Below are 20,914 nucleotides of genomic sequence, written 5' to 3' on the forward strand. Positions count from 1 at the left end.
GTCAGCACAGAGGAGAAAAACCATGAAAATCGTATTTGTCGCGGCGCTTGCTGCCGCGCTCGGGTCTTCTGTTGCCTATGCGCAATCGCACAATCCGGCGGTCAAGGATCCTACCGTCGCGACCACGAACCACGCTGCGAAGGGGCACAACTCCTTCACAGAAGACCAGGCTCGTGGGCGTATTGCCAAGGCCGGATACACGAACATCGGCAAGCTTACGAAAAACGAAAATGGCATCTGGCAGGGCAAGGCCATGAAGCATGGCAAGTCCGTAACGGTCGCTCTTGATTACAAGGGTAACGTCACCGTTCACTGAACCTGACCAGCGCGGAGAATGATCATGACAAAGACAATCACTCGTCTCTTCGACAATTATGCGGATGCTGCAGAGGCAATCCGTGAGCTTGAAAGCATTGGCGTGCCCCGTGACGACATCAGTGTCATTGCCAACAATGTCCATGGCGAACATGTCCATGAGGGCGTGACTGAGGGCGGGGCGGTCGCCGCAGGCACGTCCGCCGGTGCGGTGCTGGGCGGTGCCGGCGGCGTCCTGGCAGGTCTGGGAATGCTCGCCATTCCCGGGCTGGGTCCGATCGTCGCAGCGGGCTGGTTGGCTGCTGCCGCTGTCGGCGCAGGCGTGGGTGCGGTTGGCGGTGCGGCAGCGGGCGGCATTGTCGGCGCGCTCAAGCATGCGGGACACTCGGATGAGGAAGCGCAGATATATTCCGAGGGCGTAAGGCGCGGCGGGGTACTGCTGAGTGCAAAGGTGAACGACGCGGAGGTCGCTCGGGCCAATGCCGCAGTCGATACGGTGGGTTCCGTCGATATCGCGGCGCGCGGCGCCCGCTACCGAGAGTCCGGTTGGACCCGCTTCGACGAGAATGCTCCTGCCTATTCGGCCGAAGAGGTTGAGCAGGAGAGGGTGCGCTACGGACTGACGCCCCGGTACTGATCGGCCCCAGTCGCGCCCACATAGCGCATTCATCTTCCAGTCTGACGGCAGCTCGCTTCGCGGAGAGGCGAGCTGCCGATGCTATGTGCCCAGCGTAGGCGCGTGCATGCCGGTCAGCACATTTGAACGTATCGTCATTCTGGGGCTCGGGCACGACGAGGCGAGGGGGCGCAGGGGAACGGCGACGCAGGCGGAACGCTTCATTAGACAGGTTCGCCGGCCGTTTCGGCTTCGGCTGCCCTTTCCTCAGGAGTTGTCGCAATGTCTTCCCCGAAGGACGATCGCACCCCAGCCGCCGATAACGCACGCGAAGCCATCCGTCCCGGCAGCGGTCGGAATGAACCCCGTGAGAGTGCTGGAAATGGCGGCGAACTGCACCAGGAGGTCGCCAGCGCAAGCAGCGATCCCGCGGCATTTCTGACCGACAATTTCGGGCATCGCATTGCGGATAACCAGAACAGCCTGCGTGCGGGAGAGCGTGGCCCGTCGCTGCTGGAAGATTTCGTTCTGCGCGAGAAGATCTTCCATTTCGACCATGAGCGTATTCCCGAACGCATCGTCCACGCGCGTGGGTCCGGGGCGCACGGCGTGTTCGAGTGCACGCGCGCCATTCCTGAAATCACCAAGGCATCGATCTTCCAGAAGAAGGGCGCGACATGCCCGGTCTTCGTCCGTTTCTCGACCGTCGCCGGCGGCGCGGGGTCGGTCGACACGCCTCGCGATGTGCGTGGTTTCGCGGTCAAATTCTACACCGAGACGGGCAACTGGGACTTGGTGGGCAACAACATCCCGGTCTTCTTCATCCAGGATGCCATCAAGTTCCCGGATCTGGTCCATTCGGTGAAGATGGAGGCGGATCGCGGCTATCCGCAAGCCGCATCGGCGCACGATACCTTCTGGGACTTCGTCTCGCTGATGCCGGAATCGCTGCACATGATCATGTGGGCCATGTCCGACCGGGCGATTCCCCGTTCCTTTCGAATGATGGAAGGTTTCGGCGTGCACACCTTCCGCTTCGTCAACGAAAGCGGAGAGGGCAAGTTCGTCAAGTTTCATTGGCGGCCTGTACTGGGCATGGAATCGCTGGTCTGGGACGAGGCGGTGAAGATCGCCGGTGCCGATCCCGATTTCCACCGGCGCGACTTGTTCGAAGCGATTGCCGGTGGCGGGTTCCCCGCGTGGGATCTGGGCGTGCAGGTCTTCGACGAGGAATGGGCCGCTAGGCAGCCTTACGACGTGCTCGATGCGACGAAGCTGATCCCTGAAGAGGAAATTCCGCTGCAAGTGGTCGGCAGGCTCACGCTCGACTGCAATGTCGACAATTTCTTCGCCGAAACCGAGCAAGTGGCCTTCTTGCCCAGCAACGTGATCCCCGGCATCGATTTCACCAACGATCCGCTGTTGCAAGGCCGCCTGTTCTCTTATCTGGACACCCAGAAATCGCGGCTGGGTACAACCAACTTCCACCAGATTCCTATCAACGCGCCCAAGTGCCCGTTCCACAATTTCCAGCGCGACGGCATGATGCAGACCCTGGTGCCCACCGGCCGCGCCAATTACGAGCCGAACAGTCTGGCGCAAGCGGGAGAGGATGCCGGCCCCCGCGCGTGCCCGGACACTGGTTTCGTCAGCTTCCCCGAAAATGCCGAACGTAACGACCCGGCCGAAAAGCTGCGCATCCGCGCGGAGCTGTTTGCCGATCATTACAGTCAGGCTGCGCTGTTCTATCACTCGCAGACCGAAAATGAGCAGGCGCACATCGCCTCGGCCATCGTCTTCGAACTGTCGAAAGTTGCTATCCCGCATATTCGCGAGCGCGTGGTCGCCCGCCTGCGCAACGTCGACGAGGATCTGGCGAAGCGCGTGGCCGCAGGATTGGCTATCGATCTGCCCAAAAAAGCCAAGGCGGCCCGCGAGCCGGTGACAATGAAACCATCGGACGCCCTTTCGATCCAGAAGAAAGCGCTCGATACGCTGGAGGGGCGCAAGATCGGCATTCTGTTCGCCGAAGGATCGGACAAGGCCGCGATCGATGCTCTCAAGGCGCAAATAGAGAAAGCGGGCGGGACGGCGTTTCTAGTCGCGCCGAAGGTCGGCGGGATCGCCGTAAAGGGCGGCACGCTGAAGGCCGATGGCCAGTTGGCCGGTTCGCCATCGGTCGTGTTCGATGCCGTCGCCTCGATCCTGATGCCGGAGGCGGCAGAGAAATTGGCAGCGCAAGGCGCAGCCGTGCAATGGTTCATGGACGCTTACGGCCACTGCAAGACGATTGCCCATTGCCCCGGCACGCAAGTGATCCTGGACAAGGCCGGCGTCGAGAAGGATGACGGCGTCGTGCCGGTGGAGGATTTCGCCAAAGTCGGTGCGAAGCGGCACTGGGCGCGCGAAGCGCAACTGCGCGATCTGGCGTGAGCGCTGCCATTCCCCTCACCGAAGCGCGCGATCTGCGGACCGGCAGAGTGCCATGGCGCGAAAGTGACTGGCGCTCTCCACCTGCTTCTCCGCTGCCCACCTCGGACGTCGATATCGCGATCCTTGGCAGCGGGATCATGGGCTCCATCCTCGCCGAGAGGCTGGCGCGCGGCGGCCGAACGGTTGCCCTATGCGATCGGCGCCCGCCGGCGACCGGCAGCACCGCCGCTTCCACCGCCCAGATCATGTGGGCCATGGACGTGCCGCTGATCTCGCTTGCGCGCGAGCTGGGCGAAGAGGAAGCGGCAATTCGCTGGCGGCGCGTATTCGCCGCAGTCGAGCGTTTCGGCACGCATCTCGATGGGCTGGACGCATCGCTGAAGATCGATGGCCCCACCGTATATCTGGCTGGCGGACTGCTCGATTCCGGCGGCCTTGAAGCCGAGGCGGGGCTTCACCGGCAGCACGGCCTCCCGTCCGAGTTTCTCCCTGCGGAGGCGGTGGCGGAACGTTTCGGCATAGCGCCGCGGGCGGGGATCGTTTCGACCGGCACTTATGCCATCGACCCGGTTCGAACCTGTCACGCCCTGCTGGTACGCGCGCAGGCGCATGGATCTACGTTGAGCTATCCCGTGGACATTGTAGCCCTTCATCCCTCCATGCGGGGCGTCGAATTGGAAACGGCGGAAGGTCACAGGTTCACGGCAAGGGACGTGATCCTTGCCACCGGATACGAACGAGCAAGGCTGTTCCTGCCGCCGGCCTTCTCTCTGCTCTCCACTTACGTCATCGCCACAAGACCCGGCGTCGCGCCGCTATGGGCCGAAGATGCGATGATCTGGGAAGCGAACGATCCCTATCTCTATGTCCGCTCATGCAGCGAGGGCCGGATCATTGCCGGAGGCGAGGACGTGGACTTTTCCCAGGCCGAAACGCGGGACGATCTGCTGGACGCCAAGGCAGGCAAGATTGCGGCACGGCTCGCCGCCACGCTGGGATGCGAACAGATCGACTGGGATTGCGCCTGGACGGCTACCTTCGGCAGTTCCCCGGATGGGCTGCCTGCAATCGGTCCCGTGCAATCGATGGAGCACGTCTGGATAGCCGCGGGTTTCGGCGGCAATGGCATCGCCTTTGCGGCGCTCGCGGCCGAACTGCTCGAAGCCGCGCTGGACGGAAATCTGGATCGGGATGAGCGGTGTTTCGATCCCTATCGCTTTCGGGGGTGAGCCAGCGTCCTGTCCTAATCCATCTCCCCGAGATGCAGACGCATCCATTTCGCTTCCTCGCTCGCGCTGCGATGGAAATGGCGCTTGAAATCCCGGCTGAACTGGGCCGGGCTGGCATAGCCGACTTCAGCGGCAATCGTGGCAATCGATCCTTTGCGCCGCGCAATCATCAGCCGGGCCTCATGCAGACGCAGGGCCTTGATGTACTGGATCGGCGTGTTGCCGGTGAGCGCCTTGAAATCGGCGTGATAGGACGGAACGCTCATGCCGGCCGATGCGGCAAGCTGCGGCACGGATAACCCTTCGTTGTAGCGTTCGCGAATGAGGGTCAGGCTCTGAACGATCCGGTCTGCTTTGTCATGGCGACGAAGCGCTGCCATCACCGAACCGCCCTGAGGACCCACCAGCACGCGGTAATGCAACTCGCGCAGCAGACCCGGGCCGAGAATGGCGAGTTCCTCCGCATCCCCAAGGGCGCGAAGCAAGCGACCGAGGACATCCCTGATCGGCGGTGCCATCGGGCTTGAGACAAGACTGCGAGCCCGCACTTTGTCCTCGCGGCCAGCCTTTCCATCGAGCGCGGTCACGATCTCGGCGGCAAGATGCAGGTCGAAATCGAGATAGATGGCGAGCAGGGGGCGTTCGGGACTGGCCTGCGAGGCCATCCGGAACGGCACGGGAACCGAGACGGCAAGGTAATGGTCGGCATCGTAGCGGTAGATCTCGCCATTGACGAAGCCCTGCTTGGACCCTTGCAGCACGAAGACCGCCCCGGGCCTGTAGAGTACGGGCACGTCTTCGAGGATCGCTTCGGACCGCAGAATGCGGACGCCGGGCAAAGGCGTGGCGTTATAGCCGTGCTGCGGCGCGAGTTCGGCGGCAAGCGCGGGTAACGTAGACTGCGTGGACGGCGATTCCATAGGATTGGGCAAGGATCTCAGAGGAAGCGCAATTGGGGCTGCTCCGGCAACATACTATCTGACAAGCCGTAAATCCGATCAAGCAGAGAACAGCTATGCCAGAGCAGACTTTTTTCATCACAGGCGCCAACTCCGGTTTCGGTTTCGCCATTGCGCAAGCCGCGCTGGCGGCCGGTCACCGGGTGATTGGCTCGGTCCGCTCGCACGAGGCCGGGGCATCGCTGCGGGAGCGTTTGCCGGACGCGCGCGTGGTCCTGTGCGATGTCACCGATTTCGAGCGAATTCCCGCGATCGTCGCGGAGGCCGAGGAAGAGCATGGCCCGGTCGACGTGCTGATCAACAACGCCGGCTATGGACACGAAGGGATACTGGAGGAATCGCCGCTAGAGGAAATGCGCCGCCAGTTCGATGTGAATGTCTTCGGTGCGGTCGCTGTCGCCAAGGCATTCCTGCCGCGCTTCCGCAAGCGCCGCCGCGGGTTCATCGTGAACGTGACATCGATGGGCGGCATGATCACGATGCCGGGCATAGGCTACTACTGCGGCAGCAAGTTTGCGCTGCAGGGTATTTCGGAAGTCATGCGTGCGGAAATGGCGCCTTTCGGGGTGCACGTGACGACGCTGTGTCCCGGCTCGTTTCGTACCGACTGGGCCGGGCGCTCGATGGTCAGGACCGTTCGCTCGATTGGCGACTACGACGCGCTGTTCGACCCAATCAGGACGGCGCGGCACGAGAAAGATGGCAAGCAACTGGGCGATCCCGCGAAGCTTGCTGCGGCAGTGCTTGCGCTTGTCGCGTCGGACGCTCCGCCGCCGCAACTGCTGCTGGGTAGCGATGCATTGCGACTGGTTCGCGAGCGCATGGACAGGATGGACCGCGAGATTGCGGATTGGGAGGAGTTGACCCGATCTACAGACGGCTGATGGAAATCGGCACAACCAATCGCTCTGTGCCTCCGCCTGCCCTTGCGATGCCGACACAGCGGCGATCACGGCGTGCGCACGGCCTTGCCCTTCCTCAGCCCGAGCTTAACGATCAATCCTGCCTCCGCCATCGTCGTCCCGAGCGATTGCGCGACGGCGCGGTTCAACAAAGTTCGCGCCGCCTGCATGGGCTTCCACTCCGCAAGTGCTCTGCCCGCCGCATCGACCGCCACCCCGGCGTGCATCAATGTGCTCGTATCGCGATAGCAGGACATGATGCAGGCCGTGCAAGGGCTGCGATCGTCGGGCATGTGATCGAACTCGAACACCGATCCCAGCGGCGCATGCCAGGCCTCACACCGCCAGATGTCGAGGTTCCAGTCCATGTAGAAATACTTGAACCCGCCGACGCAGGCGAACCTTTCCGGCTTTCCCATTACATGGCGCTGGATATCCCGGACCGACGCTGTGGGATTGAGGACGGGGAAGCGCTTCTTGACCTCCAGGATGGCATCGAGCGCGGCGAGCAGTTCCGCCTCGCTGTAATCCACCAGGTCGCTGTCTTCATCATAGACTAGGCTGCTTGAACCGAACGGATCCTTGCGCGGATAGGAGAACGTGACCGCATCGAACCCCAACTGGCGCAAGGTGTCGGGAAGCGCAGCGAAATCGACCAGCTTGTTGACGGTGACCGAGGCCATCACCGGCACGCCCCTGGCCTTGAGCTGCGCGATACCGCGCGCGATCCGGTCGGTCAGGTTGCGCAGGCCCCGATTGGCCTCGTGCGCTGCAAGATCATGGCTGTCGATCGAGACCAGCAGATTTTGCAGTCCCGCCTTGGCCAGCGCTTCTGCCTTCTCGGGTAGTTTCCAGCCATTGGTGATGAGGCTGGGTTTCATGCCGATGGCGCGGGCCGCCGCGACCATCTCGATCATGCGGGGGTGAAGCAGCGGCTCGCCGCCCTGGAAGTTGATATAGGCAATTCCGCGCCGCTTCAGGATTGGCAGGGCGCGCAGCACGCCGTCCGCATCGACGAACCGGCGCGGCACCCGCTTCATCTTCGAGCGCGCAAAGCCGCAGAAGCTGCAATCGGCATTGCAATAGTCGGTTACCGACAGGTCTACGATTCCCGGAATGAAGCGCGCGCCGGGGCGGACCGGCTCGGGCGAGAGGGTGGCGGGAGCGTCCATGGCTCAGGCCGTCCTCTTGCGCTCGCGCAGGAAGTCGAAGAATTCCACCCCCTCGCGCAAGCGGCGTTTCATCATGTCGAAGTCCCGCACCATCTCGCCCACCAGCGAGGCGATCTTGCCCGAGCGGAAATAGAACTTCCTGTAAAACTCCTCGACCGAGTGAAAGATCTCCCGATGCTCCAGATGCGGATAGTGCAGCGGTGCGATCTGCACGCCGTGCGCATCCACCAGCTCGGCATTGTCGGTGTCGAGCCAACCATTCTCCAATGCCTGGTTGTACAGGAAAGTGCCGGGATAGGGCGCCGCAAGGCTCACCTGGATGGTATGGGGATTGATCCGCCGGGCCCACTCGATCGTCTGCTGGATCGTCTCCCGCGTCTCGCCGGGCAGACCCAGGATGAAAGTGCCGTGGATCGTGATGCCGAGAGCGTGGCAGTCACGCGTAAACTTCTCCGCGACCTCGATCCGCATGCCTTTCTTGATATTATGGAGGATCTGCTGGTTGCCGCTCTCATAGCCGACGAGCAGCAGCCTCAGACCATTGTCCTTCAATATCTTCAGTGTTTCGTACGGAACGTTGGCCTTGGCATTGCACGACCAGGTGACACCGAGCTTGCCCAGCTCGCGCGCGATTGCCTCTGCGCGCGGTGCGTCGTCGGTGAAGGTGTCGTCGTCGAAGAAGAACTCTTTCACTTGCGGGAAGGCCTTTTGCGCCCAGCGTATTTCCTCGATCACATGCCTGACCGAGCGGGTGCGATAGCGATGGCCGCCCACGGTCTGCGGCCAGAGGCAGAAGGTGCACCGGCTTTTGCAGCCGCGGCCGGTATAGAGTGAGATATAGGGGTGCTTGAGGTAGCCGATGAAGTAATCTTCGATGTGCAGGTCGCGTTTGTAGACTGGCGTCACGAAGGGAAGGTCGTCCATCGTTTCCAGCATCGGGCGGTCTTCGTTGTGGACGATGGTGCCGTTCTGAAGCCAGGACAGGCCCTTGATCGCGTTCCAGTCGCGTCCTTCGGCAACTTCCTTGATCGTGAAATCGAACTCGTTGCGGGCGACGAAATCGACGGCACCTCCGGCATCGCGCAGGCTCTTCTCCGCCTCTACCGCCACTTTGGCACCGATGAAGCCAACTTTGAGCGAGGGCACCAGATCCTTGAGCGCGCGCGCCGTCGCCACGTCCGACGCAAAGCTCGGCACCGAGGTATGGATGATGGCGAAGTCCGCTCCGCGCGCTTCGGCCAGCACGCTGTCCAGCTTGAGCCGGGCGGGCGGCGCGTCGATCAGCTTGCTGTCATCGACCAGCGCTGCCGGTTGCGCCAGCCATGTCGGATACCAGAAGCTGCGAATTTCGCGCTTTGCCTGATAGCGCGAACCTGCGCCGCCATCGAAACCATCGAAGGAAGGCGCTTGAAGGAATAGGGCGCGTGCCATGTGCCACCTCCACATTCGCACCCTCGACCGTGCAAGATACCGTTACCACCGCGGGGACGGCAATATGGGATACTTATCGGTGGGATTATTGGTTCTTTTAACGCGATAAGCGGTGACGAAATGAGACCGCAGCGGGAGGCCTGCCACACGAGGAGATTGGCCCGGATTTCTTCGAGGTGGACGACGCCTTGGGGAAAAGGAGCGCCGAAATATCGTCTACCACTACGCTCTGTTCGGTCAGTAATTGGATCGCAGTCAGTATTTCTTCGTGTTCTAGGCTCAGGAGATAGCTGATGGGGGCGAATTTGAGCGCATACGTGCTCTGGTATGTCATTCGAAGTATTTTTTCGGCATCGCACGTGACCCCCTTATTATATCCCGGATGCGTGCCTATATACCATTCATCGCGGATGGGTTCTCTGTAGGCACCCGCGACTGAGAGACCGATTGCGCTCCCGCTTACGACGTGGAGCCATTTTTTTGGACCTCAATCGGCTATACTTCGCGCACCAGCTTGCATCGATGCGAGCGGATTCGGCCATCGATGCCGCAGTGCGCACGAAACACCGGCAACTCGCTCAAAACTGGGGACACCAAATCGAAGATTACCAGCTCAGGCTCGGTGCGGCCGCCGCGTGCAGTTGGACTGCACTGCGCGCCGCGGCGCTCCTTCATTCGCGCCCGGGACATGCATCCAATCCGATCTCAAAGGATCAATAAATGGCAAAGAGCCAAAAAAAGAGCAGCAGGGAAATCCGCAAACCCAAGAAGCCTGCTCCCCCTAAGCCGAACGCATCCAATCCGTCGGCAAAGGGTCCCATATCGCTTCAGCCAGAAAAGCGATCCTAGGCCGTCCTCCCGCGCAGATCGGCAATCGCGTATGCGGGCCGGTCTCCGATTGAGAGTTTCGCCAGGCCTGCGCTTACCAAGAGGGGCATCGCCATGCTCCGCTTGTGCCTTCCCCCGTATCCTGTGACAATTTTGGGACTGCCGCTATGAGCCGAGCTATGAATCTGACTCTCGACGAAGCCGAAGTAGTGGCCCTTTGCGAGAAATTTGCCGTTACCATCAGCGTGACCGAACCGCTTCCGACCGGAGGTACGCACCTGGTGTGCGTTCGGGAGGAAGGCGCCGAACTGATGCGTGTAAAATTCAAGAACCACCTCGTGGCAGGGCCCGTGCGGCGGTTTCCCTTCTATCGTGACAGAGGGCCCTGGTAGTTCGATAAGAACGTCCGTGCGATCTGCGCTTCCGACCGGGACTGGCGGGCGCGCGCCCTTGAATCGCCGCAGGTACTGCCCATATGCGGGCATTGGCACTCTTTGGTAAAGACTGCCAATCGCAAGGCGTAGCGCTGGCTCCACTTGTGAAAGCGACGCCCTCGTCGCGGCCCAGCGACAGGATCGCTCCCCATGACATTTCGCCCTTTGCACGACCGCGTTCTCGTGCGCCGGCTCGAAGCGCCCGAGAAGACCTCCGGCGGCATCATCATTCCCGACAATGCGCGGGAAAAGCCCCAGGAGGGTGAAGTCGTCGCCGTGGGCGCGGGCACGCTCACGGAAAACGGCGCTGTCATCGCTCTGGACGTCAAGGCCGGTGACAGAATTCTATTCGGCAAATGGTCCGGCACCGAGATCAAGATCGAAGGCGAGGATCTCATCATCATGAAGGACAGCGACGTGCTTGGCATTCTGGACTGAGTTGTTTGCGGGCCGGCGCTTCCGGCGAAGCCAAACATCTCCATGTTGAAGGATACCGAGCATGCCAGCCAAAGACGTAAGATTCTCGCGCGATATCCGTGAAGCTCTCAGCCGCGGTGTCGATACGCTCGCCAATGCCGTGAAAGTGACGCTGGGCCCCAAGGGGCGCAACGTCCTGCTGGACAAGAGCTACGGCGCGCCGCGCATCACCAAGGACGGCGTTGCCGTCGCCAAGGAAATCGACCTTTCGGACAAGTTCGAGAACATGGGCGCGCAGCTGCTGCGCACCGTCGCCTCGCGAACGAACGACCACGCCGGAGACGGCACGACCACGGCCACTGTCCTTGCGCAGGCGATCGTTCTCGAAGGCATGAAGTCCGTGGCTGCGCAGGCCAATCCCATTGACCTTAAGCGGGGTATCGACCGTGCGGTGAAAGCCGTGGTCGCCGAACTGAAGGCGCGGTCCAAGCCCGTGGCGGGAACGCAGGAGATCGAGCAGGTCGGAACCATCTCGGCCAATGGCGATGACGTGGTCGGCCGCAAGATCGCCGAGGCCATGGAAAAAGTCGGCAAGGAAGGCGTCATCTCGATCGAGGAAGCCTCGGGCGTCGAATTCGAGCTTGCCGTCGTCGAAGGCATGCAGTTCGACCGGGGTTATCTTTCGCCCTACTTCGTCACCAATGCCGAGAAGCTCACGGTGGAACTGAGCGACCCGTACATCCTCCTGTGCGAGAAGAAGCTGGCGGGGCTGGCCTCGATCCTCCCCTTGCTGGAAGCGGTCGTCCAGTCCCAACGGCCACTGCTGATCATTGCCGAAGACGTGGAGGGCGAAACGCTGGCCACGCTCGTCGTAAACCGGCTGCGCGGCAGTCTGCATGTCGCGGCGGTCAAAGCTCCGGGCTTCGGCGATCGCCGCAAGGCCATGCTTGAGGATATCGCGGTTCTGACGGGCGGCGAGATCGTCTCCGAAGACCTTGGGACCAAGCTCGAAAACGTCACGCTGGACATGCTGGGCAGTGCCAAGAAAGTGACGATCGACAAGGATACCACAACCATAGTGGACGGCGCGGGCACGGCCGATGCGATCAAGGCGCGCATCGCGACGATCCAGGCCCAGATCGCGCTTGCCACCAGCGAATACGATCAGGAGAAGCTGCAGGAACGGCTGGCCAAGCTTGCTGGCGGCGTTGCGATCATCAAGGTCGGCGGATCGAGCGAACTCGAAGTGAAAGAGCGCAAGGACCGCGTGGAAGACGCCCTCTACGCGACGCGGGCAGCTGTGGAGGAAGGTGTCGTTCCCGGCGGGGGTACGGCGCTGCTCTATGCCTCAAAGGTGTTGAACGACCTCAAGGGCGAGAACGACGACCAGACCCGCGGCATCGAAATCGTTCGTCGCGCCTTGCGGGCACCGGTTCGCCAGATTGCGGAAAATGCCGGTTACGATGGCGGTGTGGTCGCCGGGCGGCTGCTTGACGGCGGTGACGAAAATATGGGGTTCAACGCCCAGACCGAGACATACGAGAACCTGTTCCAGGCTGGCGTCATCGATCCCACGAAGGTCGCGCGCTGCGCCATTCAGGTTGCTGCCTCGGTCGCGGGAATGGTGATCACCACAGAAGCCGGCATCGCCGATCTGGTCGAAGCGAGCGCCTCGGCCTCCTGATCGACATCGTCGAAGAAGTGCTGCCGGACCTTCGCCTGTTGCGCGCCGCAGCATGCCTTGCGTCCGGCAGTATGCCTTGCTTCCGGGGTGACCGTAGCGTCGTGGCCGTTTCCAACACCTCAGGGCGAAAACAAAATTGGTGCGGCGTGGTCTTCGGAAAGGGAATTGAGATTTCACGATTCTCGGATGAACTCTATTGATTTCAGAGCTTTACGGGTTGTGCATGTTAAAGAGCCAGTGCACGTTGCGTGTGAATCGGTTTCCGACCGCAAAAGCGAGAGGTTTACCGTCGTGCAGGAGCATTCGTGAATCGCGACCGGCTTATATTGGCGCTTATGGCAATGATATTCTGCGTCAGCTCCGCCAAAGCGGGACCACTCGATCCACCGAGTCCTGAAGTGTTTGCCCGTCCAGAGGATCAGGAGCGCGCAAGATTGTTGGGTACGCCTTGCACAGAGGCCGATGTCGGACACGGATGCTACCGTTCCAGCGATCGCTTAGTTCGAGAAGCGCCTTGTGCCTATCATATTGATGATTCGACGATAGGTCTCTTGCCGGTCGACCAATGCTTCAAGATGGAAGCGCCGCGCCGATATCGAGGCGTTTGGATTGATGAATTTGAAGGTCAGGCGTTTATTCCAGAAGGGGAGAAAGCGCCCGAATGGCCGGGTTCCGGCCCGGAGACGCCAGGTTGGCGTGAGAAATTTGAGCGAGTTCGTGCCTCCTCGATCTGGATTGATGTCGAGCATGCAGGAATTGGGCATGACTACAGAAATGGCCGCCGAGAAATGCTTATTGAGTTCGTTGGGCGAAAAACCATGTATCCGGGGGCGTATGGCCAATTCGGATTGTTCAGGAATGAGATTGTTGTTGATCGCGTGATTTCGCTGAAAAAAGCTGAATGAACGGACCGATGTGGGTGTGGCGGCGCGGCTAGTTGTCTTCGTCGGATCTTCGTCAACTGGTGGCGATCTCAGGTTTGACCGTCTCGAACAGGCGCTTGATTTCACCAATCACGAACGTGAGGGCAGGTGAGGGGGCCCCATAACTGCGCCGCACGAGTACGGCCGAGAGAGGCTCGTGCGCCTGCTCGTCCAGTTCGAGCGCGACGATATGGCCTTGCGCGATTTCGCTTTCGACAACTTTGGGTGAGGCGAACCAGACGAGGTCCGTCTGCTTTACCACTTCGCCGACGATATGGTCGTTGTTGCAGACGAACAGGCCTGCGTGGCCGGACGGCATGGGAATGCGCGAGCCACAGGCAACCGTGAAGCGGTAGATATCTTCAGCGCATAGCGCTTGCCTGGCCAATGGATGGTCCCGTCGCACCAGGATGCCGCGATCAAGATTGCACAACGATTCCACCATCAGGTCGGCGGCATCCATGTTGAAATCGGTAATCAGCGCCGCGTCCACGCGATCGGCGCGGACATCTTCCAGCAGTTGTTCGGATGAGCGGATCTCGACCTGTAAATCCAGCCGAGGCCGGGAATTCAGGACAGATGCCGCCAGCTTCGCAAGAAAGATACTGGCAGGCTGCGGGCCGACGCCGAGCTTGACCCTGCCTGCCTCGCCGCGCCCGTAAATCCGAAGATTGTTTTCCAATTCGCGTGCATGCGCGATCAGCTCCCGCATCTCGGCAAGGATGGTTGTGCCCTGGCCGGTTATCGATACGCCGCTGCGCCCGCGTTCGAATATCGTCACTCCGAATTGCTGCTCGGTGCGGGCGATGCTGCGGCTGAGCGCAGGCTGCGTCAGCCGCAATGCCCGGGCGGCCTTGGAAAAGCTGAGGCAATCGGCAACGGCAATCACATGGCGCAGTTTGGTCAGATCGATATCCATTACCATGGGTTATCAATTTGGCATTCCTTATGCATTAGAAATTGAATCCCGCTCTGCTAGTTGTGGGGCACCGCACACCGGTCCACCGGAGACGCGTTCGCCTTTTCTCGCATTCCAGCATCCGGCCATTCGTCTGGCATCCGGTCGCGCTTGGCCGCGCCTCGGCGTGAGCCGTAGTCGCTTGCGCCCTTGGCACGCACCGGACCCGCGAACGCCTTCAGGGGAGCAACCATGATCCTTCGCCGCCGCCTCTTGCTAACCGCTTCGCTAACCGTGGCGGGCCTGACACCCGTGACGGGTGCCTGGGCGCAATCCGCGCCGTCTCCAATTCCCGGTACGCCCGTGCCTGCTTCGTCTGTTCCGGTCACAGCCCCGACGCTTGTCCAGAAGCCGGCACCAAAGGGCGCGCCCAATATCCTGATTGTGCTGCTGGACGATGTCGGATTCGGAGCGGCCTCGACATTTGGCGGGCCGGCGCAGACTGCTGCGCTCGATGCGCTTGCGCACGACGGCCTGCGGTTCAATCGCTTCCATACCGCAGGCATCTGTTCGCCGAGCCGCGCAGCGCTGCTGACGGGGCGAAACCCCCATGCCACAGGCATCGGCGCGGTCATGAATACGGCCGACGGGCGGCCGGGCTATAGCGGCTATCATGGCAAGGACACCGCGACGATCGCCGAAATCCTCCGCGAGAACGGCTACAGTACGGCGGCATTCGGCAAGTGGCACCAGACGCCGGACTGGGAAATGTCACCCTCGGGCCCGTTCGACCGCTGGCCGACCGGCGAGGGATTCGAATCCTTCTATGGCTTCATCGGGGGTGAGACGAACGAGTTCGAGCCGACGCTGTTCAACGGGACGACGCCCACCATGCGTCCGGCCGGCACGGGCTATCACCTGAGCGAAGACCTCGCCGCGCATTCCATCGACTGGTTGCGCCGCGAGCATTCGGTGACGCCCGACAAGCCCTTCTTCCTCTATCTGGCGACGGGCGGCATTCATGCCCCGATCCAGGTACCGAAGCCATGGATCGATCGTTATCGCGGTCAGTTCGATCAAGGCTGGGACAAGCTGCGCGAGGAAATCTTCGCGCGCGAAAAGCGTCTTGGCGTCATTCCGAAAGACGCCAGGCTGACGCCGCGTCCTGCCGAACTTTCGGCATGGGACAGCCTCAGCGCCGAGGAGAAGGCGTTCTCCTCACGGTTGATGGAAGCCTATGCCGCCTATCTTGCCCATACCGACGCGCAAGTCGGCAAGGTGGTTCAGGCATTGAAGGACAGCGGTCAGTACGACAACACCGTCATCGTCTATCTCGTGGGCGACAACGGCGCGAGCATGGAGGGGGGCACGGCGGGATCGCTCAGCTATCTGCGCGGCCTGATCGGGTTCCCCGCACCGCCGGTCACCGATGCCCGGCTGGAAGATATCGGCACGCGCAATGCCTATGCCCATGTCAATGCAGCCTGGGCCTGGGCCACGGACACACCGTTTCCGTGGGGTAAGTCGATGGCGGGGCATCTTGGCGCCATTCGCAATCCGATGGTCATTACCTGGCCCAACGGCATCAAGGACAAAGGCGGGCTTCGCAGTCAGTTCGGGCACATCAACGATGTGGTCCCGACGCTTCTCGACATCGTTGGAATCGAGGCGCCGAAGAGCGTGGATGGCATTGCGCAAAAGCCGATGAACGGCGTGAGCCTTCGCTATACGTTCGATGCGCCCAAAGCTGCCGAACGGCACAATACACAGTACTTCGAGGTGTTCGGACGCCGCTCCATCTATCATGACGGATGGTTCGCCATGGCCAACCACGGGCCCGTGCCCTGGAAAGTGGCACTTCAGGACACCGACCCGGCCAAGGATGTTTGGCAGCTCTACGACCTGCGCAGCGACTTTTCGGAATCGACCGACCTTGCCGCCAAAGAGCCGGCCCGACTGGAGGACATGAAGCGGCTTTTCGAACAGGAGGCGGCTGCCAACCAGGTCCTTCCGATATCCGGCCCAAAGCTGTTCGGGCGCGGCCTTCCCGATCTGGCGGCGGGCGTCAAACAGGCAACTTTCCATGCCGGCGCGGTGGGAATACCTGAGACGGCCTTGCCCAAGGTTCAGAATCGGTCCTGGGGCATTTCGGCAACCTTGCGGACGGATCCGACAGCTCAGGGCGTCGTCGCGGCGGTGGGAGGCGAATCCGCCGGATGGACGATCTTCGTGGATGCCGGCCACCATGCGGTGTTCCGCTATCGCGCCTATGATCTGCAGACGCTCGACCTGCGAAGCGCGGCGCCGCTCTCCGCCGGGCAGCATCGGATCGATGTCGACATTGCCTACCAAGGCCAGGGCTTTGCAAGCGGTGCGGATGTCACGCTCAATATCGATGGGCACAGGGAGGATGCGGGCAAGCTGAGAATGACGTTGCCAACCTATTTTACCATCGATGAGACATTCGATGTCGGGATCGACCGCGGTTCTCCGGTGGGCGACTATCCCGCGGATGCGGCCCCCGGCTACGCCTTTGCCGGAGGCGCGATAGGCGAAGTTACAATCTCGCAGAAGTGAACATTGGCCTTGCCAAAAGGGGCCGCCGCACCATGTCGGCGGCCCCGTTCCAGGAGCGGCGAACCAAGGCGCGAGCGACCGGGCGACGCTTTAATGCCGGTCCGAATATCGAATGGTCTCGCGGTATCCGGGCTATCTCGTCAAACGCACTGCACCCAGAACCAAAGCACGATAGGTTCGCGTCCGCAGGCTGTGTGCCTTGTCACCTTCGAGAGGAGTGAGCCCGAGCCGATTCAGCGCTTCCTCTTCCTCGGCCGTGACATTGCCAAGCACGCCGCGTGCAGCAATCTTCGCCAGTGTGCCGGGATAGGAACTGCTGTCTGCCAGATACAGGAGTGCAGGGAGCAGCCGCTGCTCTACCGGCGTGAAGTCGGTGCCGAACGGATAGGGCGGGAAATCGTCTGCCGGTAGCGCCGGTGCCAGCCTTGCGGGCAGGTTGTTTCGCCATTCGGTGGGAATGTCCCACTTCGCATCGATCTTGCCGGCGCTTCTGGCGTTATCGAGCAACTCATCCTGAAAGCGGCTGTCGGTAATGGCGAGAAGTCTTTGGATGACCCGCTCGTCGCTCATGCCGCGTATGTCCGCCACGCCGTATTCGGTGACCACGATGTCGCGCAAATGGCGCGGGATCGTCTCGTGGCCATAGGTCCAGACGAGGTTCGATTGCAGTTCCCCCTTGTGCCTGCGGGTCGCCGGGAGCGTGATGATCGAACGCGCGCCCTCCAGTTCCAGGGCTTGCGCGACGAAGTTGTACTGGCCGCCCACGCCGCTGACCACGCGCCCGTCCTCCAGCCCGTCCGAGATCGTCGCGCCCAGCAGGGTCACCATCATCGCGCTGTTGACGAAGCGGGCGCCGACGCGGGCGGCGCGCTTGGCTGTCTCGTCGCCATAGAGCGCGTTGACGTACGAGATTTCGCGCATGTGGATGCGGCTGCGCGTGGCGTCGTCCATGTCGCGCAGGGCCGCATAGAATGCGCGCGGGCCGACGAAGAAACCGCCGTGGAGCACGGCCCCCTCCACCTCGCGCTTGACGATGCCGGTGCGGATCAACGCGATGAAGCCGTCCACCAGCATTTCGGTCGGCGCATAGAGGCCTTCGTCGAACGGGGCCGTTTCCACCGCAGGACGAACCTGCCCGGAAACGAGCAAGGTATCGATGGCCCTCCGAAAGCGATCCGGGCGCTGCTGGCGCAGGATCAGCGAATGGGCGACGGCATCGCCGATTTCGCCAATGCCGATCTGGAGCGATCCGCCGTCCGGCACCAGCGAGGCGACGTGGACGCCGATCGCATGTTGCGCCGTGCTGACGGGCTGATTGGGCGGTCCGAACAGCGGGAACTGCGTCTCCGGGCTGTCCAGGATCATTGCAAACCGATCGGCGGGAAGGTCGGCCGGGCCGGTCATGAAGGGAAGCTCGTCGTTCACTTGCCCAACCAGCAGAAAATCGGCCTTGCCCGCGTCGCGGGCGCGCAGGAGGTCCAGCGTCATGTCGCTGTTGCAGCTCAGGCTGAAACGATCGCCGCGCCGCGCGACGATCTGGGCGATCACGTTCACGCCCTGATTGAGCAGGTAGCGGATGGCGTGGGTATAGTTGGCCGAGATGTAGCTGCGCTGGGCGATCGGCGTGTCAAGCCGGCTGCCTGCCTGAAAGAAGAACTCGTTGACTTCGATGTTGGGCGGCATGTCACCCGCGCGCTGGGCGGCGGCATAGGCGAATTCGGGATATCCGCCCATGGTGCGCGCGAATACAGGTTCCAGAAATCGGCGTTCCAGATCGGACCCTAGTTCGGGCGGCTCCAGCGTGAGCGCGGTGAAAATGTCGAGCCGGATCGCGGGATCGCGGCGTGCCCGTTCGAACAGGGCATTGGCAATGTGGGGCGACTTGCCCAGCCCAAGCGGCAGCCCCAGCACGATCCGGCCGCCGGTATGGGCAATGATGCGATCGGCAATCTCTTCGGGATCGGTGAAGCAGGCGGTCACTGCAAGGCGTCCCACCCCGCGTCGGGCTGGAAGCGCGGGCCATGCTTGCGGGCGAGTTCGGAGAGGGCGGCAGTGACCTCGCCGACGCCGCGTTCCCGGGCATAATGGAGCGGGCCGCCGCGGAACGGGGCAAATCCGGTGCCGAAGATCATCGCTGCATCGATCACGTCGGGATCGTCGTTCACGCCTTCGCGCAGCACGGCAACGGCCGTGTTTAGCATCGGCAGGATCAGCCGGTCGACGAGATTGGGGGGCGGAGGGATTGTGCCGTGTTTTGCGGGACGCCCTTTCACGGCTTTGCCGTCGCGCCAGAGGTAGATGCCCTTGCCGGTCTTGCGGCCGAGGTCGCCCGCTTCGACTTTGTCCTTCAGCCATTGCGGAGCGTCCGGAAGCGGCCAGTCCAGTTCCCGCTTCAGCATCTCGGCAACCGCAAGGCCGATGTCGAGGCCCACCTGATCAGCCAGTTCCAGCGGCCCGACCGGCATGCCGAAATCGGTGGCGGCCTTGTCGATGACCTCGGGCGGCAGGCCTTCGTCCATCAGGGCAAAGGCCTCGACAAGGTAGGGGGTGAGGATGCGGTTAACGATGAAGCCGGGCGCGCTCTTCGCAGGGGCGGGCAACTTGCCGATGCGGCCGACAAAAGCGAGCGCCTCGGCGGCGACTTCCGCCTCGGTGCCGTCGTGGCTGACCACTTCGATGAGATCGAGGCGGGAGACCGGGTTGAAGAAATGGATGCCGACCAGCCGCTCCGGCCGCCGAAGCCCTTCGCGCAGCTCGGCAAGCGGGATCGAGGAAGTGTTGGTGGCCAGGATTGCGCCTTCCTTCATGCGCGGCTCGGCATCGGCGTAGAGCTTGCGCTTGAGGTCCACTTTCTCGGGCGCGGCCTCGATCACGAGATCGGCGCTGGCGATGCCGTGGCCCTCGGGATCGGGAACCAACCGATCGAGCGCATCGCGTATCTTCAGACGGTCGCCGTGGGCGATCTTCTCGTAGAGCGCGGCGGCACGACCGATGGCGGCGCCGATGGGTTCCGGCTTCACGTCCGACAGGCTGGTGCGCAGGCCTTTCCACGCGCACCAGGCGGCGATGTCTCCGCCCATCGCGCCCGCGCCGATCACATGGACTTGCGCCACCCCGGAAGCGTTGGGGGCAAGATCCTTGAGCTTCTGGCGCAGGAAGAAGACGCGGATCAGGTTCTGCGCCGTATCGGTCAGCATGAGATGCGCAAAGGAGGCGATCTCGGCCTGCTTCATCGCCTCCATGTCGCCGCCGTGCTCTTCCCAGAGGTCGATCAAGGCATAGGGCGCAGGATAGTGCGCCGAAGGCGCGCGCGCTTCGGCCTGCGCGCGCATCTGCCGCGCAGCGAGGCGTCGGGCGGGGGCTGTGTCCTTCAACTGTCCCACCAGTCCTTGTCGCGCCTGACCAAGATCGCCGTTCACGGCCGCCGCGATCGCCGCGCGAACGTGGCGTTCGGGCACCACCGTATCTACCAGCCCCATGCGCCGGGCCTCCCGGTCGTGGATCGACTTGCCGGTCAGCATGGCGCTCATCGCTTCGATTGGATCGCACAGATGCGGGAAGCGCGCCGTTCCGCCAAGGCCGGGGTGAAGACCGATCTGCACTTCCGGAAAGCCGAAGCGGGTGCCTTCCACGGCGATGCGCTGGTTGCAGGCAAGCGCGATCTCCAGCCCGCCGCCCATGGCATAGCCGTGCATGACGGCGATGGTCGGCAAAGTGAGCGCTTCCAGCCGATCGACCACCGCATGGGCGCTAGCAATCCTTGCGCGGATCGCGGCTTCATCGGTGACGCCGCGAAACTCGGAGATATCCGCGCCCGCAAGAAAACCGCTCTTCTTGGCCGAGCGGATCACCAGCGCCTTGGGCGCGCGCTGCTCGACAAGGTCGAGTATCCGGAAGAATTCCTCCAATACCGCCTGCGAGAGCGTATTGGCGCCGGTGCCCTGCTGATCGATCACGGCCCAGGCCACGCCGTCGGCATCGCGCGAGAACTGCCAGTGCGTGAACTCGCCCCCGGCCTGTGAACGGGCAACGGGGCCGAGCGTCAGGTCGCGGTTGGCCAGATAGGTCCATACGGGATCGTTCATCATGGCCTCCT

General features: G+C 62.3%; 15 protein-coding genes. 9 read left to right on the plus strand and 6 right to left on the minus strand.

Annotated features, from left to right (window positions below; genetic code table 11):
- Window positions 1–22 precede the first annotated feature (22 nt).
- From AC1VVK_RS20065 to AC1VVK_RS20080, 4 genes are all read left to right on the plus strand, one after another.
- The gene (locus AC1VVK_RS20065) at window positions 23–316 is read left to right on the plus strand and encodes a hypothetical protein (protein WP_132385833.1); all 294 of its coding nucleotides are present in this window, start codon (window positions 23–25) and stop codon (window positions 314–316) included.
- A gap of 24 nt (window positions 317–340) precedes the next feature.
- Window positions 341–952 carry a general stress protein gene (locus tag AC1VVK_RS20070; protein WP_482906508.1) on the plus strand — a complete coding sequence of 204 codons (612 nt, stop codon included), beginning with the start codon at window positions 341–343 and terminating at the stop codon, window positions 950–952.
- Between the two features lie 261 nt (window positions 953–1,213).
- Window positions 1,214–3,364, plus strand: a complete 2,151-nt coding sequence (locus tag AC1VVK_RS20075; protein ID WP_482906509.1) for a catalase — start codon at window positions 1,214–1,216, stop codon at window positions 3,362–3,364.
- The gene (locus AC1VVK_RS20080; protein ID WP_482906510.1) at window positions 3,361–4,593 is read left to right on the plus strand and encodes an NAD(P)/FAD-dependent oxidoreductase; all 1,233 of its coding nucleotides are present in this window, start codon (window positions 3,361–3,363) and stop codon (window positions 4,591–4,593) included. The genes AC1VVK_RS20075 and AC1VVK_RS20080 overlap by 4 nt, the downstream gene beginning before the upstream one ends.
- A gap of 14 nt (window positions 4,594–4,607) precedes the next feature.
- Here the strand turns inward: AC1VVK_RS20080 and AC1VVK_RS20085 are convergent, their stop codons facing one another.
- Entirely contained in the window at window positions 4,608–5,513 is a 906-nt protein-coding gene (locus AC1VVK_RS20085) for an AraC family transcriptional regulator (protein ID WP_482906511.1), read from the minus strand.
- Window positions 5,514–5,608: 95 nt separating this feature from the next.
- Between AC1VVK_RS20085 and AC1VVK_RS20090 the strand changes: the two genes are divergently transcribed.
- Entirely contained in the window at window positions 5,609–6,436 is an 828-nt protein-coding gene (locus AC1VVK_RS20090; RefSeq protein ID WP_482906512.1) for an oxidoreductase, read from the plus strand.
- Between the two features lie 65 nt (window positions 6,437–6,501).
- Here AC1VVK_RS20090 and AC1VVK_RS20095 read toward each other — a convergent pair whose 3' ends face one another.
- Together AC1VVK_RS20095 and hpnJ are read right to left on the minus strand one after the other, a co-directional pair.
- Complete coding sequence (locus AC1VVK_RS20095) at window positions 6,502–7,626, minus strand: radical SAM protein (protein ID WP_482906513.1); 1,125 nt, start codon at window positions 7,624–7,626, stop codon at window positions 6,502–6,504.
- A 3-nt stretch (window positions 7,627–7,629) separates the two neighbouring features.
- The gene (gene hpnJ / locus AC1VVK_RS20100; RefSeq protein WP_482906514.1) at window positions 7,630–9,057 is read right to left on the minus strand and encodes a hopanoid biosynthesis associated radical SAM protein HpnJ; all 1,428 of its coding nucleotides are present in this window, start codon (window positions 9,055–9,057) and stop codon (window positions 7,630–7,632) included.
- Window positions 9,058–10,469: 1,412 nt separating this feature from the next.
- Between hpnJ and groES the strand changes: the two genes are divergently transcribed.
- From groES to AC1VVK_RS20115, 3 genes are all read left to right on the plus strand, one after another.
- A complete protein-coding gene (gene groES / locus AC1VVK_RS20105) occupies window positions 10,470–10,757 on the plus strand; it encodes a co-chaperone GroES (protein ID WP_482906515.1) in 288 nt (95 codons plus the stop codon).
- A gap of 61 nt (window positions 10,758–10,818) precedes the next feature.
- Window positions 10,819–12,420 (plus strand): chaperonin GroEL, encoded by a 1,602-nt coding sequence (groL, locus tag AC1VVK_RS20110; RefSeq protein WP_482906516.1) that lies wholly within the window; start codon window positions 10,819–10,821, stop codon window positions 12,418–12,420.
- Between the two features lie 305 nt (window positions 12,421–12,725).
- The gene (locus AC1VVK_RS20115; RefSeq protein ID WP_482906517.1) at window positions 12,726–13,325 is read left to right on the plus strand and encodes a hypothetical protein; all 600 of its coding nucleotides are present in this window, start codon (window positions 12,726–12,728) and stop codon (window positions 13,323–13,325) included.
- A 52-nt stretch (window positions 13,326–13,377) separates the two neighbouring features.
- On the opposite strand, the gene AC1VVK_RS20120 is transcribed toward AC1VVK_RS20115, so the two are convergent.
- Entirely contained in the window at window positions 13,378–14,262 is an 885-nt protein-coding gene (locus tag AC1VVK_RS20120) for a LysR family transcriptional regulator (protein ID WP_482906518.1), read from the minus strand.
- 231 nt (window positions 14,263–14,493) lie between these two features.
- Here AC1VVK_RS20120 and AC1VVK_RS20125 point away from each other — a divergent pair, with 231 nt between their 5' ends.
- Window positions 14,494–16,818 carry an arylsulfatase gene (locus tag AC1VVK_RS20125; RefSeq protein WP_482906519.1) on the plus strand — a complete coding sequence of 775 codons (2,325 nt, stop codon included), beginning with the start codon at window positions 14,494–14,496 and terminating at the stop codon, window positions 16,816–16,818.
- A gap of 132 nt (window positions 16,819–16,950) precedes the next feature.
- Here the strand turns inward: AC1VVK_RS20125 and AC1VVK_RS20130 are convergent, their stop codons facing one another.
- Both AC1VVK_RS20130 and AC1VVK_RS20135 read right to left on the minus strand, forming a co-directional pair.
- Complete coding sequence (locus tag AC1VVK_RS20130; protein WP_482906520.1) at window positions 16,951–18,798, minus strand: acetyl-CoA hydrolase/transferase C-terminal domain-containing protein; 1,848 nt, start codon at window positions 18,796–18,798, stop codon at window positions 16,951–16,953.
- Window positions 18,795–20,906, minus strand: coding sequence for a 3-hydroxyacyl-CoA dehydrogenase NAD-binding domain-containing protein (locus AC1VVK_RS20135; protein WP_482906521.1), 2,112 nt, complete (start codon window positions 20,904–20,906; stop codon window positions 18,795–18,797). Before AC1VVK_RS20135 ends, AC1VVK_RS20130 begins: the two co-directional genes overlap by 4 nt.
- Between the last annotated feature and the right edge of the window lie 8 nt (window positions 20,907–20,914).

Source organism: Novosphingobium sp. BL-S-32 (assembly GCF_056857055.1).